Here is a 13,539-nt window from a genome sequence, read left to right as displayed (position 1 = left end):
GCCGGAACTGCAATTTCACGAGGTCATGCAGGTGACGACTGAAAGCCCCAAGGCAAATGCCGCCGACAGGCGGCTACCGTATGTCGCGATCGTCGACTGCACGGCCAACAATGTTCACGGCGGCGGACAGACCTTGCCCGTGCAGGCATTTGCGAGTGTGTTCTTGACGGAGCCGGCCGGGGGGCCACCCAACGCCGACATCTATGGCGAGATCGAGGATATCAGCACTGTCGCCGGCCAAAACACGCTGAAGAAGCTGCAGCGTAACGAAGCGCAATTGTACCGGTAGCGCCATGTTCATCGCACTCAGACAATTCCTCCGGCTGTTCCACCACGACGAACAAGGCGCTGCCCTGGTCGAGGTGGCGATCGTTACGCCATTCGTATTGCTGCTGTCGGCCGGTGTCTTCGAGTTCTCGAACATCTTCAACACGCGCCTGCTTCTCGAAGCCGGCGTAGAGGATGCCTCTCGCTATATGGCGCGCTGCAGCAGTGACTGGAACACTTGTTCGGGATTGGCAAAAAATCTGGCAGTGAATGGGGCCATCACGAATGGTAGCGCGAGGGTTACCGGGTGGACCACGAGTCAAGTCACCATCAGCAAGACATCGACCGCGGCGATCGATGCCGCGACCGGTACCCAGCTTTATCTCAGCAGCACCGGCACCGTCGATGTCGTGCAGGTCAGCACCGCATATCCGTACCCTACTCTGGGCCTCTGGTCCTATCTTGGCTTCGGCGCCCTCACGCTTTCGGTACTCCATCAGGAGCGTGTCTTCGGATGGTGATGTCGCACGACACGTTCTGGAGAAACCAATCCGGCGCGACAATGGTCGAGATGGCCATTGCAATGCCGCTGCTGCTGACGCTTCTCCTCGGCTTCGTCGACTTCGGCTACGCCTTCTACCAGTGGAACGCCGGCAACAAAGCGGTGCAGGCCGGCGCCAGGCTGGCGCAGATTTCCGCTCCGATCGCCAGCGGACTTCTGCTCGAGGCAAAAACACCCAGCGACTCACTGGATGTGGGAAAAGCGGTTCCAGCCAACACCTACAGCTACATCTGTACGGCCAATGCCGCCGGAGTTGTATCCTGCACCTGTGGAACAGGCGCTACATGCCAGAACCTCAATGTGAGCCAAGCCGCTTTCGATTTTATTTTTAGTGGCAGCAGCACACGGCCGGGAATGCTGACATTCCTGCCAACTCTTCTGAAATCCGAGGTCCAGATTCAGTACCAGGCTTCGGGCCTCGGTTACTGGACGCGCCCCAACGGAGCGGTACCGACGATCACCGTCAGCGTTGTCAATCATCCCTTCCAGTTCTTCTTTCTGGCCGGGTTTCGCGGATTCGGAACCATCACCATGCCCTCGATGCTGAGCACGGTCACGGGCGAAGACATGAAGAGCACGTATCCATGAATGCCATCAACACCAAGGTCCTGCCGACCAAGCGAAAGCAGGTCGCGCTGTTTTCGTCGGATCCGAATTTCAAGCGGGATGTCACAACGCGGCTCGATGCGCTGGCGATCTATGACGTGCGGATCTCGGAGACCGGTGATTTCCTCAAGGGGCCGCCCGCCGATACGCGCCCGGGCATCGTCATCCTCGATCTCGGCGATGGCGAATTGCTCGCCAGCCCTGGCATCGTCGAGGCGCGCGCGCTGTGGGCGACCGTGCCGCTGATTGCGGTTTCCAATGAGCTGACGTCGGAGCAGACGCGCGTGCTGGTGCGCATGAACGCCTCCGACTGGCTGCACAAGCCGCTCGACGGCAAGGAACTGCTCAACGCCGTCACCTTCCACGACACTGGCAGCCAGGGAGCGAAGAGCCGCATCATCACCTTCATCAGCGCCAGCGGCGGCGCGGGTGCCACGACGCTTGCGCTCTCGGCGGCGGAGTTCCTGGCCTCGAAATCGGCCGAACGCGCGGCTTCGACCTGCCTGGTCGATCTCGATTTCCAGAGCGCCAATTGCGGCGCCTATCTCAACCTGTTCAACCAGTTCGATCTTGCTGGCATAATCGGCCAGCCGGATCGGCTCGATGTCGAACTCATGGACGTCATCAAGCTGTCGCGACCGTCCGGCCTCACCCTTTATGCCTTCGAGCGGCCGCAACTGCCATTCGAGCCGCAGGGCGCCGATTTCGTCTTCCGGCTGCTGGACCTTGTCGCCTACCGGTTCGACGACATCGTCATCGACCTGCCCAACCTCGAAACGCCCTGGCACGATTCCGTGCTGTCGACGAGCGACGAGATCTTCATCGTCTTCGAACTCAATGTCGCTTCGCTTCGGCAAGGCAAACGGCTCTACAAGAAGATCCGTGAGCTGCGCGGCAATGCCGTCAACATCACCCTGGTGGCCAACAAGCACAAGCGCAAATGGTTCGGCAATCACTTCTCGCGCAGTGAGCTGGAGAAGATCTTCAAGGCGCCGCACATCAAGTCGGTCGCCCTCGACAATGCGCTGCTGGCCGACGCCTTGAATCGCGCGATGCTGCCGTCGGAAGTGGATGGGCGGGCGCGCTTCAACAAGGATCTGAAGAAGATGTTCCGGGAGCGGCTCGGCGATGCGGCCCGCTAGCTATCCCCGCTTTCGGCTGGCAGCCGCCTGCCTTGTCGGCCTGGCGCTTGTGCTTGCCGCCGCACAAATCGCGTCGGCGGGCAGCCGCCCGCCATTGCCGGCCATGGGTCCCAGCTTGCGCAAGATGGTGGCGTTTCCCACCGCCGAGACCGTTGGAACCATCATCATCCGCAAGCAGGAAAAAGCGCTCTACCTGGTGACCGGCCGGGGCAAGGCGCTGCGCTACCAGATCAGTGTCGGACGGGATGGATTTGGCTGGACGGGTACGGTCCAGGTGGGGGCAAAGACGGAATGGCCCGAATGGCGGCCGCCCAGGGAAATGCGTGCCCGCCAGCCGGAGTTGCCGGAGATGGTTCCCGCGGGGCCGTACAATCCGCTCGGCGCCAGGGCGCTATATCTGCTTCGGGATGGTCGCGATACGCTGTATCGCATCCATGGCACCAACGACCCTTCCGGCGTGGGTTTCGACGGGACGTCGGGCTGTTTTCGCCTGACCAATACCGATGTCATCGATCTTTTCAGGCGCGTGCCGGTCGGCACCAAGGTGGTGGTCCAATGACGACGATCAGCGATCCGGACGAATTGGTGGCAGCGGTGGAACCGTTATTGCTCGACAAGGAGAAGAGCCGGTCCAGACTTGCCGTTGCCATTTGTGTCGGCCTGACGCTGTTTGCTCTTCTGAACGCCACCGCGGCCGTCTATCTCTATCGTGGCATCAACGACCTGCGCGCGCTTGAGGCGCGGCTGGAGGACCTCGGCCAGTTCGAGCAGCGAATGAGCGCGCGGCTGGATACGGTCAACAACGGATTTCAAAGCCGGTTCGAGGCGTTGGATGATCGGCTGCGGGCAAGCTTTGGCGAGGTCAACGCCAACATCGCCCGGCAGGCACCGGAAATGTCGGGAAATCACGGTGGCGACGAGCCGCGCGTCGTGGAGCTTTCCCCGCCCGTCGAAGCGCCGGCGGCAGTTGCCAGCGCCTCCGAACCGGACGCCCAGCCTGCCGTCGAGGACCTGCCGCGGGCGCCTCGAAGGAGGCCGGCTCCGGCGGTGCCTCCGGCGCCAAGTTCCAACTACCAGCGGATCGTATCCCCCGAGGGCAAGGTCACCTATCACAAGATAAACTGATGCATTGCCGCCCAAAAGTGATTTCGGTTTTGGGACAACGGCATGCATGGAAACAAAAGACTGAAGCGCGTCGTCTGAAGCCGTTTCGGCGCGACGCGCTGTAGGGTCTGCTCTGGCGGTACAAGCGCGGCGAACGGCCGGCGCCCGACTAGAAATCTCTCTGCAGTGCCAGAACCCGGACACGCCGCGATTCAACGCGCATCCTGAGCTCACCCAGATAGGCAAAGTGACAATAGGCGCACGCCGCCACTCCCATGACCGACAGCAGGCCGTTCAGCCAGGTGAAGTCCATCACCAGTGAGAATTGAAAGCCGCTCGGCGCTGTAAACGCGGCAATGGTGCTTGCCGTCTGCGAGTGGCCGCCGATGAAAATCATCGATGCCGCGACGATCAAGGTGCCATGGTTGGCAAGAAAGAAAGCCGCCGAGCTTCTGGCCCGACATGCGACCCAGCAGACTCCCAGGACGGCGCCCAGCAAGGCAAAGTCCAGGCCCATCGACCCCGCCAGATAGAAATCGACCTGTTGCCAGAACATGCCGGACGACGGGTGCAAGGCAAGCCAGATCCTCCACATATCGGCGCTTGCCGGATAGGTTCCGAGCAGGACCGTGGCTGTTCGCTCTGTCGCCAGGATCAGCAGGACAAAAGCCGGAAAGACGAAAAGTAAGAGTGGTTTGCGCTTCATGATGCCTCGCAATCTGGCGGCAGATTACGCCACATGGGTTGCGCGAGACTTAACGGGACGTTTTGCATTTGTATCGGCAACGGTCGGCAAGTGCGGGCGAAGATCCCCTCCGCGTACCACCGGGAATCTGCTGCCAAGAACTTCGCGCTTTCTTGCAGCGCCCTTGTTCACGCCGGCGGCCTTCACCCACAACCTCAGCGGGTCCGGGTTATGTGCCATTTTTGCTACATTCCGCAAACTTATGCTCGGAGCCGCCCCTCCTAGTACAACTAAATCAGTAAATACTAACGCAATATGCGATTTTGCGGGATATTGAGCAAAGCCAGCTGGGGTAGTTTGGGTTGCAGCGCTCTTTAAAAAAGGCGCGGGAAAACGTGGGTGGGAAAATGAAGACGACAGGTTCTTCGACCATTGGCAAGCGCCTTGGTCTTTTGGTGACGGTATCGCTTCTGGCTTGCGGCAGTGCCGATGCCCTGACGCTGAAGGAAGCCATGGCGGTCGCCGTGGAGTCCAATCCCGAGATCGGCCAGGCCATCGAAAACCGCGAGGCGATCGAATTCGAATTGCGTCAGGCGAAAGGGCTCTATCTTCCCAGTGTGGACGTGGAGGCATCCGCCGGGGCTCGCCGCCTGGACAACTCGTCCCGCCGCGCGCTTTCCATTGACAAGGACAGCCTGTATCCATCCGAGGCCGATCTCGTGGTTTCGCAGACGGTCTATGACAGCGGCGCAAGGCGGGCCGAGATGAACCGTCAAGCCTCGCGGGTCGATGGCGCTTCGTTCCGCGTGCTGGAGCGGTCCGAATTCATCGGGCTCTCGGTTGTCCAGGACTATCTTGAATATATGCTGCAGGCTTCAATCGTCACCGAAGCGAAGAAGAACCTGGGGTTCCATCAAGCAATTCTCCACGACATCAAGGAAGGCATTGCGGGCGGCGGATTGAACGAAGCCGATCGGCAACAGGCCGAGGAGCGGCTGTTTGCGGCCAAGGCCCGCATGCAGGAAGCCTCGGAAGAGCTGGAGGCTTCGAGGATACGGTTCTTCAAGACTGTCGGGAAGCCGCTGACCAATGCGTCGAGGCCAGGCGATGTTTCCGCTGCGCTGCCGAAATCGCTGGATGATGCGCTGGGCTTGGCGCGGCAGAACAACCCACGCGTCCACATGGCCAACAGCGATATCGACGCTGCGGCCTCGCTGGTCGACGCGGCCCGGGCGAAATACGGCCCTTCGATTGTCGCCGAAGGCACTGCACGGGCCGGATACGATATCGACGGCGACAACGGCGACACATCCGACCTGCAGGCGCGCCTGGTGTTGCGCTGGAACCTCTATCGGGGCGGGATAGACAAGGCCAATGAGCAGGAGCAGATCCGTCGCACCAGCGAACAGCGGCTTGCCCTGCATCAGGTCCTGCGCGAAATCGAGGAGGCTGTCCGCACTTCGTGGGATCGCCGCTTCCGGCAAGCCGATCTGGCAAAGACCCTGAAGCTGCAGGCCGCCACCAATGAGAGGCTGGTCGCGTCGTATCGCGAACAGTTCAAGGTTGGGCAGCGCTCGCTGCTCGACGTGCTTGACGCGCAGAATACGCGTTTCAACACGGCGACGCTGGCCGATACCGCCTCGTATGCCTCGCTGTTCGCCCAATATCGCCTGCTGGCAGCGACGGGACAGCTTCTGAAGACGATGGATATTCAGCCGGCCAAACAGGCCACGGCCTATGCGCAGACAGAGTTTGCCGTTCCGCCGACAGCGGAGACCGAAACCTATGCACGGACGCCGTCGGAGCAGAAGAACGATCTGCCTTTCGACATCCTGGCCCCGGTAAGGAAGAAATGAGGTTTGACTGAAGTCCTGGCGGACGGGTCGTGAACAAGCAGCCAAATATCCTGACCCCTAAAGAGGCCTTCAAGGCCTGCTTTTCGGCGGTTGCCGCCTATCTCGGCCGGCCGAGCGCGGAAACCGTGCTTTTTGCCGGGGTGCCTGTTTCAGAGACGCGCATCGAGATCGCCGAGATCAGGCATCTTGCCGAGCGCATCGGCCTCGAGGTCAAGGAGTTCAATCACCGCGACTTCCTGAGCGGTCGTGTCGATCTTCCGGCGATTCTCTTCCGTGCCAGTCAATCGCCCATCGCCTTGTTGTCGGAAATCGACGGTGGAGACTATCTCACCGCCCCGCAGGAAGACGGGCGCACGACCATGGGCAGGTCTGAACTGGCCGCGAGTTACATCATCGGCGGCGCGTCCTTCTCGATCACCTACGCCAACGCCACCGAGGCAATGAACGTCGGTTCGGCGCAGAAAATCGAACGGCGCCATTGGCTGACGGGTACGATGGGCGCTTTCTGGCGCACCTATTCGAAGGTCGTCCTGTCGGCGATATTCATCAATCTTCTGGCCATTGCCTCCCCGATCTTCACCATGAACGTCTATGACAGGATATTGCCCAACAAGGCGATATCCACGCTCTGGGTGCTGGCGATCGGGATCGGCGCCGTCATCCTGTTCGACCTGCTTCTGAAGACGGCGCGGGCTTCGCTGATCGACTATGCCGGACGAAAGGCCGATCTTCGGATATCGTATCTTTTGTTCGAAAAGGTGCTCAACTCGTCGCTGTCGGCGCGCCCTGGCTCGACCGGCGAATACGCAAATCGGGTCACTCAATATGAGTTCGTGCGAGAGTTCTTTACCTCGAACACCATCAGCGTCTTCATCGATACGGCCTTCGTCTTCGTCTTTCTGCTCGTCATCTACGCGATCGGCGGATGGCTGGTAATCATACCGGCGCTGGCCTTCGTCGCATCCGTCATAGTCGGCCTGGTCACGCAGCGGCGCATCGGCAAGCGGGTGGCCGCCTCGATGAACGAGGCTTCGCAACGCCAGGCCCTGCTGGTCGAGTCCATTTCCACACTGGAAACAATCAAGTCGCTGCGCGCCGAAGCGTATCTCTTGAGGAAATGGGGCGAGCACTCGAAGAACGCCGCCAACACATCCGAGAAGATCAAGCAGCTTTCGGCGGCCGCGGGAAACATCACCCAAGCCATTCAGCAGCTGGTGACCGTCGCTCTGGTCGTGGCTGGCGCCTATGCCTTTTCCGAAGGGCACGTCTCGACAGGAGCGATCATAGGAACGGTGATGCTGGCGAGCCGTGCCGTGGCTCCGCTCGGCCAGATCGCAATCACCCTGTCCAGGTTTCGCCAGGCCATGCTCTCGTTGAGGATGGTGAACTCGATCATGGCTCAGCCGGAGGACCGGCCGGACACGGTTGGCTTCGTCAACCGCCCCATCCGCAACGGCGCGATGGTGTTCAAGAATGTCGGGTTCGTCTATCCCGGTTCGGAAAACGAGGTGTTGTCCGGCCTGAATTTCCCGGTGAAACCGGGAGAGCGGATCGGCATCATCGGCCGTATAGGATCGGGCAAGACGACGATGGGGCGGCTGATCGGCAGGCTTTTCCTGCCGACCTCTGGAGAGCTTTTGCTGGATGGCATCGATATCCGCCAGTATCACCCTTCGGAGGTGCGCCGCGCCGTAGGCATTGTCGCGCAGGCCGGCGATCTGTTTTCGGGCACCATCAAGGAAAACCTCCTGATGGCACATCCGGAAGCAACCGACGAGCAGATCATCGAAGCCGCCAAGGCCGCCGGCGTCGATGAATTTGTCTCTCGCCACCCGCGCGGCTACGACATGAATGTCGGCGAGCGAGGCACCAATCTCTCCGGAGGTCAGAGGCAGACCGTGGCGATTGCACGACTGCTTTTGACCAAACCGAAAATTGTCTTCTTGGACGAGCCGTCGGGCTCGATGGATCTGGCCTCGGAGCGGCAGCTGATAAAACAGCTCAAATCGGCTTTTGACCGGGATACGACGCTGATCGTCTCAACCCACCGCTTCAGCATGCTCGAGTTGGCCGAACGGCTTATTGTCATCGACCAAGGCCGGATCGTTGCCGATGGACCGAAAGAACAAGTCATTCAAGCGCTACAGAAAAACAGCGCCTGAAGAAGAGAACCATGTCGAGCCCGGTCTCGACGTAATGGGGCATGGGAAATGCTTGCAAGGGAAGACCGCCCGCCGCTTTTTGCGACGGCGTCCATATTCATCATAGCGGCGCTCTTTGTCGCATTTATTGCTTGGGCGTCCTTTGCCGAGGTGGACGAAATCGCGCGCGGTGACGGCAAGGTCATACCGGCCTCAAAGACCCAGATCATTCAAGCCAGCGAGCCGGGTGTCGTTCAGGAAATAGCGGTGCAGATCGGCCAAATCGTCAAAAAGAACGATCTTATCATACGCCTCGACAACACGTTGAATACCTCCAGTCTCGGTGAACAGCAGGCGAAGGCGCGTGCGCTTGAAGCGCGCATCGCCAGGCTCAAATACGAACAGACCGGCAATCTCGCGGGCTCGTTCCCTTGCCCCCAGGACATACAATCGGTTGCTCCGCAAATTTGCGACAATGAGCAAAACCTGCTCGTCGCCCGGCGCGAGAACTTTGACAACAAGCTGTCAGTACTCAAGTCGCGCCTCGACCAGCGCCAAAGGGAACTGGACGAGGCGAACGCCAATTCCGAGCGCCTGATCAAGAACCTGGCGGTAAGCGACCAGCAGACGAAGCTGGTCGAGTCGATGGCAAAGAAAGGCTTGATGGCCAGAACCGAGCAGCTGAAGGCCGAGCAGCAGCAAACCGAACTCAACGGCCAGTTGAATTTGGCCGGCGAGACGATAAGGAAAGCCAAGTCGGCGATCACCGAAGCCCAGCTCCAGGTCGATGAGCTGGGCCTGCAGTTGAAGCAGGAGGCACTGGGTGATCTGACACAGGCGCTCGCTGATCTTTCGGTGGTGGATGAGACCATCCGCGGTGCAACCGACAAGGTCGCACGCACCGACATCCGCTCTCCCGTGGACGGCATCGTCAACACGCTGGAGCTGAACACGGTTGGCGCCTTCGTGCAGCCAGGGGCCATCGTTGCCGGAATCGTGCCCACTTCCGAGACTTTGCTGGTCGAAGCGCGTGTTTCGCCACGCGACGTCGCCTTTATCCGCCCGGATCAGGATGCCCTGATAAAGGTCACCGCCTACGATTTCTCGATCTTCGGCGGCATCGAAGGCAAAGTCTCCAACATCACCGCGGACAGCCTTGTCGACCAGAAAACCGGAGAGCCGTACTACCAGGTTCGTGTTGCCACCGAAAAGTCGACGCTCGAGAGAGATGGAAAGGCCTATTCGATCATCCCCGGCATGATCTGTTCTGTCGACATCAAGACCGGGCGCAAGACAATCCTGACCTACCTTTTGAAACCGATCAACAAGGCGCGAGAGGAGGCAATGAGTGAACGATAGCGTCGCCTCCTCCCCTCCACCCCAAGGTGCCCGGCCGCTCCTGCCCCTCGCAACAGAGGATTTTGGGCTGGAATTCCGGGTTGTGACGCGCGGTGGCGTACGGCGCGGCATACGGCTGGAGCGGGCTTTCTGGATTTCGCTCAAGCAGATGGCGGAGAACAGGCGATGCACGATCGGTATGCTGATTGACGAAATCGCTGGCAATCACTCCGAGACGGGAAACCTGACGTCGGCAATTCGGGTGGCTTGCATACGCGCACTTGCCAACGAAAACCTGACTTTGCGCAAGCTGGCATCGATCAAAACGGTCAACGCCATTCTGGTCGCTTGTCCCTCGCCCGCCTTCGCTCTTGCATCGTCGAAGAAGATCCTGACGTTCAATGCGGCTTTCCAGCAATTGGTCAAGCGTCAGCTGCCCATGACGCCGAACGATGACGCGCGCCAAGACCTCAAGCTGGCATTGGACATCGGTGTGGCCGACATATTCGCGCGCCTCGACGCCAACGGCGAAACCCCGGTGACAAGCGGCTTCGTCATTGGCGCCGGCGAACGTCGCTATCGAGGCCAGTTGAACGCGGTGCGCGCGCCTGTGCTGGAGCCCGAATTGTTGATGGCGTTTGTCTTCAACGGCTGACTGCTCAATGCGGATTGGAGGCGTCCGCCCTGGCTGTCACTGATCATCCGTCAAACCCTCGCCGGGTGCGACCGACTGGAAGTTACCCTTGAGGTCGGCCACTTGCGCGGCACCGGCTTTCGTCCCGTGAATCCAGGCCCGGTCGGTGCTGAACGAATACAGCGGCTGATAGTCCGGGAGGTCGCTATCCCTGAGGACCTTGTTGCCAAGGCTGTCCAGAATGAACGCGCCGCTTGCGGTGCTCACCGCAAGCACGGCATGAAAGAACCTGCGCTTGCGATCCTGGAGCACCACCAGCGACATGCTTTGCGCCGGAATACCCGCCTGCAGCAACGCCGTCATCTTGAGAATGGCAAAATCCTCGCAGTCGCCAGCGCGATTTGCAAGAACCTCCGAAGGTTTCGCCCAATAGTCGAGCTTGCCGTATACGTCGATGTCGCTTTTGTAGGCGATGAAGTGATTGATGCTGCTGTTGACGAACGACAGTTTTTCGCTGAAGGGCTTGTCCCGAGCGATCGAGACGATGTTGGCGAAAATCTGGCTCTTGCGTCCGCAATCGCTGTCCGGCGTGCAACTGGATATGGCCTGGTAGACGGGTGCCCAGCGCGCCGAAACGGGAAAATTATGCATGGACAGGGCAACCGACCCGAACACACCCGGGATGATCGTCGCCGTCTGCATGGGGTCGACACCGGGGTTGTCTTGGGCCGTCGACGTGCCGGTTCCGCCATCCGCGGAAACGGGACCGTAGCCGTTCAAAGCAATGCCGATCTGGCCAATGCTGATCTGGCCAATGCTGACCTGATAAGACGGGACGGGCTGCCAGGATTCATACCGCTGCAGGGAGATGCCGCCGAGACAAGGCGGCGCCTGAACCGTCTCCAGGGCCGGCTTCGCGGGAAGGGAACCCTTGAAAACCTGGCTGGCAAGGGCCGGCTGCGCCAGGCCCGCGAGGCCAGCCGCCAGCAGGAGCAGTTTGATTCGGGTTGTTCCCGGAACATTTTTTTGTTTTTTCATAACGCCCACCTTTGACTGTGGACGCTACCAACCCTGTCTCAAATTACTGGAAAGGAAGGTGGGTAACTTTCTAAAAATATGCATCAGCTATTTTGTGTAAAATTTTATTCACATTTATACTTCTGTTTACCAAAACTCCCCACCGATACCGGCTACCGAACTCACCCTCTCAGGTGAGATATAACTTATTATATGTAGCTCGTTTACCAAGCGTAAAAAAGCTTATCGAAGGCATATTCAAATATATAGAATAGATTGACGGACCGTTGCAAAACCGACGCATCGCCTGTCTCTTTCCGGGAAATGCCGGAGGGGTTTTAGCTATGGCGACCAGTATTGAGTTGGACAACGTTTCGGGTTCGTGGGACGAGCATCACGTCTCCGGCGATCATCATGATCTGACAGCGCAGGTGCAGATTGCTCAAGCCGCCCCGGCGGACCAGGCAGCGGCGCCGGCTCAAACCGCACCGGCCGCGGCCGAACCTGTCCCGGTCGATGTCGGTGGCGGCGCGCCCGTGAATGCTCCACCGGCGGCAAATATCCCGCATGAATACGTCGCCGACGCGAGCAACATCGTCAAACTCCCGGCCAATGTTTCGATCGACAACATCAAGGTTGACGGTCACAACCTCTTGCTTGAACAGGCGGACGGCTCCGTCATCGTCATCAAGGACGGCGCCTTGAATGTGCCGACCTTCGTCATCGGTGACGTCGAGGTGCCGCGCGTTGCCTTGATCGCGGCGCTTGAGGCAAGCCACATCGATGTCGCCTTCGGCGCGGACGGGTCGATCTCGGCTGGCGGAAATGGCTCGCAAAGCAGCGCTGGTGGAAATTTCGAACAGCCTGCCGGCGGCATTGGTGACGGATTTGGACTATCGGCGCTGTTGCCGCCGACCGACCTCCAGTTCGGGCAGCCGGATAACCGCGAGCTCTTCACGGGCCTTGTCAGGCCAAATTCCATACCGTCGATCGGGCTCATCGGGGAGGCGACCGTCTCCGAAGCTGGCCTGCCTGCACACAATGGCGAACCCGCCGGTTCGGCCTTTGGTTCCAACTCGGAGATGACCTCCGGGACTATCGGCTTCACGTCGCCCGACGGCGTATCGCAGGTCACGCTCGGCGGCCATGCCCTGACTACGGTGCCGCAGACCTTCACCGACGCCACGGGTTCGCTGACGGCGAGCTATGCCTTCGATGCCGCAACCGGTATCGGCACGATCAACTACTCCTATACACTTGCCAACAACACCTCTGGCGACAACACGAGCGTCACTTTCGTGGTTGGCGTGACGGACGCCGACGGCGATGCGGCGCCTCCCGGCAACCTGACCATCAACATCGTCGACGACCAGCCGACGGCGCATGCCGACGCGCTGACGATCGCGGCGGCGGACTTTGCCGGCCATGGCGGCAACGTCATCACCGGCGCCGGCGAGGACAGCCCGGCCGCTGGGGCCGACGTGCAGGGCGCCGACGGCGCCAGCGTCACCTCGGCCTATGGCAAGGACGGCGCCGGCTCGGCGCAGGCCGTGACGGCCGGCGGCGTGTCGGTCGCGGGCCAGTACGGCACGCTGCTGCTGCACGCGGACGGTTCCTACACCTACACCCGCGCGGCGGGCACGCCCGGCGGCGTGGACGACGTGTTCCACTATACGCTGACCGACGGCGACGGCGACCAGTCGCCGACGACGCTGACGCTCCACATCGACAATGCCGGCGTGACGGTGACCCCGCCCGCCATCGGCACGGCCGCCGATACGGTCTACGAAGCGGGCCTGGCCACCGGCTCGCAGCAGGGCCCGACGCAGACGGTCGCGACCGGCACGATCGCGGTCGGCGCGCCCGATGGCGTCGCCTCGATCACCGTCGGCGGCGTCGCGGTGGCGCTCGACGGCAGCCACACCACGGTCGCCGACGGCACGCGCGGCAGCCTCGACGCCTGGTGGAACGGCACCGCCATCCAGTACCAGTACACGCTGACCCACAACCATCTCGAGAGCCCGGCCGCCAACAACGGCCAGGACCTCGAGGCGCAGCCGCAGTTCGCCGTGGTGGTCCACGACCAGGACGGCAGCACCGGCAATGGCAGCCTGACCATCAACATCGTCGACGACCAGCCGACGGCGCATGCCGACGCGCTGACGATCGCGGCGGCGGACTTTGCCG

General features: G+C 60.7%; 13 protein-coding genes. 11 read left to right on the top strand and 2 right to left on the bottom strand.

The genetic code is table 11. The features are described 5' to 3' along the window. Positions 1-31: 31 nt before the first annotated feature. The 6 genes from FJ934_RS24650 to FJ934_RS24625 are packed head-to-tail and all read left to right on the top strand — an operon-like array spanning position 32 to position 3,702. On the top strand, positions 32-289 hold the full coding sequence (locus tag FJ934_RS24650; protein WP_140613025.1) for a hypothetical protein: 258 nt from the start codon (positions 32-34) through the stop codon (positions 287-289). Positions 290-293: 4 nt separating this feature from the next. Next, the gene (locus FJ934_RS24645) at positions 294-788 is read left to right on the top strand and encodes a TadE/TadG family type IV pilus assembly protein (RefSeq protein ID WP_140613024.1); all 495 of its coding nucleotides are present in this window, start codon (positions 294-296) and stop codon (positions 786-788) included. Next, on the top strand, positions 782-1,417 hold the full coding sequence (locus FJ934_RS24640) for a TadE/TadG family type IV pilus assembly protein (protein WP_246671627.1): 636 nt from the start codon (positions 782-784) through the stop codon (positions 1,415-1,417). The genes FJ934_RS24645 and FJ934_RS24640 overlap by 7 nt, the downstream gene beginning before the upstream one ends. Further along, complete coding sequence (locus FJ934_RS24635; RefSeq protein WP_140613023.1) at positions 1,414-2,577, top strand: AAA family ATPase; 1,164 nt, start codon at positions 1,414-1,416, stop codon at positions 2,575-2,577. The genes FJ934_RS24640 and FJ934_RS24635 overlap by 4 nt, the downstream gene beginning before the upstream one ends. Beyond that, positions 2,564-3,136, top strand: coding sequence for a L,D-transpeptidase (locus tag FJ934_RS24630; protein ID WP_140613022.1), 573 nt, complete (start codon positions 2,564-2,566; stop codon positions 3,134-3,136). Before FJ934_RS24635 ends, FJ934_RS24630 begins: the two co-directional genes overlap by 14 nt. Continuing rightward, entirely contained in the window at positions 3,133-3,702 is a 570-nt protein-coding gene (locus tag FJ934_RS24625; RefSeq protein WP_140613021.1) for a hypothetical protein, read from the top strand. Before FJ934_RS24630 ends, FJ934_RS24625 begins: the two co-directional genes overlap by 4 nt. Positions 3,703-3,850: 148 nt before the next feature. On the opposite strand, the gene FJ934_RS24620 is transcribed toward FJ934_RS24625, so the two are convergent. Continuing rightward, positions 3,851-4,387: a hypothetical protein gene (locus FJ934_RS24620; RefSeq protein WP_140613020.1), complete on the bottom strand. Its 537-nt coding sequence runs from the start codon at positions 4,385-4,387 to the stop codon at positions 3,851-3,853. Positions 4,388-4,773: 386 nt separating this feature from the next. Between FJ934_RS24620 and FJ934_RS24615 the strand changes: the two genes are divergently transcribed. The 4 genes from FJ934_RS24615 to FJ934_RS24600 are packed head-to-tail and all read left to right on the top strand — an operon-like array spanning position 4,774 to position 10,356. Beyond that, complete coding sequence (locus FJ934_RS24615; protein ID WP_140613019.1) at positions 4,774-6,222, top strand: TolC family protein; 1,449 nt, start codon at positions 4,774-4,776, stop codon at positions 6,220-6,222. Positions 6,223-6,251: 29 nt separating this feature from the next. Further along, positions 6,252-8,384 (top strand): type I secretion system permease/ATPase, encoded by a 2,133-nt coding sequence (locus FJ934_RS24610; RefSeq protein ID WP_140613018.1) that lies wholly within the window; start codon positions 6,252-6,254, stop codon positions 8,382-8,384. A gap of 48 nt (positions 8,385-8,432) precedes the next feature. After that, entirely contained in the window at positions 8,433-9,722 is a 1,290-nt protein-coding gene (locus FJ934_RS24605; protein WP_140613017.1) for an HlyD family type I secretion periplasmic adaptor subunit, read from the top strand. Further along, a complete protein-coding gene (locus tag FJ934_RS24600; RefSeq protein WP_140613016.1) occupies positions 9,712-10,356 on the top strand; it encodes a ribbon-helix-helix domain-containing protein in 645 nt (214 codons plus the stop codon). The genes FJ934_RS24605 and FJ934_RS24600 overlap by 11 nt, the downstream gene beginning before the upstream one ends. 36 nt (positions 10,357-10,392) lie before the next feature. Here the strand turns inward: FJ934_RS24600 and FJ934_RS24595 are convergent, their stop codons facing one another. Then, on the bottom strand, positions 10,393-11,373 hold the full coding sequence (locus tag FJ934_RS24595; protein WP_140613015.1) for a transglutaminase-like cysteine peptidase: 981 nt from the start codon (positions 11,371-11,373) through the stop codon (positions 10,393-10,395). Positions 11,374-11,696: 323 nt separating this feature from the next. Here FJ934_RS24595 and FJ934_RS24590 point away from each other — a divergent pair. Then, positions 11,697-13,539: Ig-like domain-containing protein (locus FJ934_RS24590; protein WP_210241975.1), on the top strand; the 1,843-nt coding region annotated here is incomplete at its 3' end.

This window comes from Mesorhizobium sp. B2-4-12 (assembly GCF_006441575.1).
Lineage (GTDB): Bacteria > Pseudomonadota > Alphaproteobacteria > Rhizobiales > Rhizobiaceae > Mesorhizobium.
Note: the sequence above shows the minus strand (reverse complement) of the source record. Positions and strands in the feature narration are given on the sequence as shown.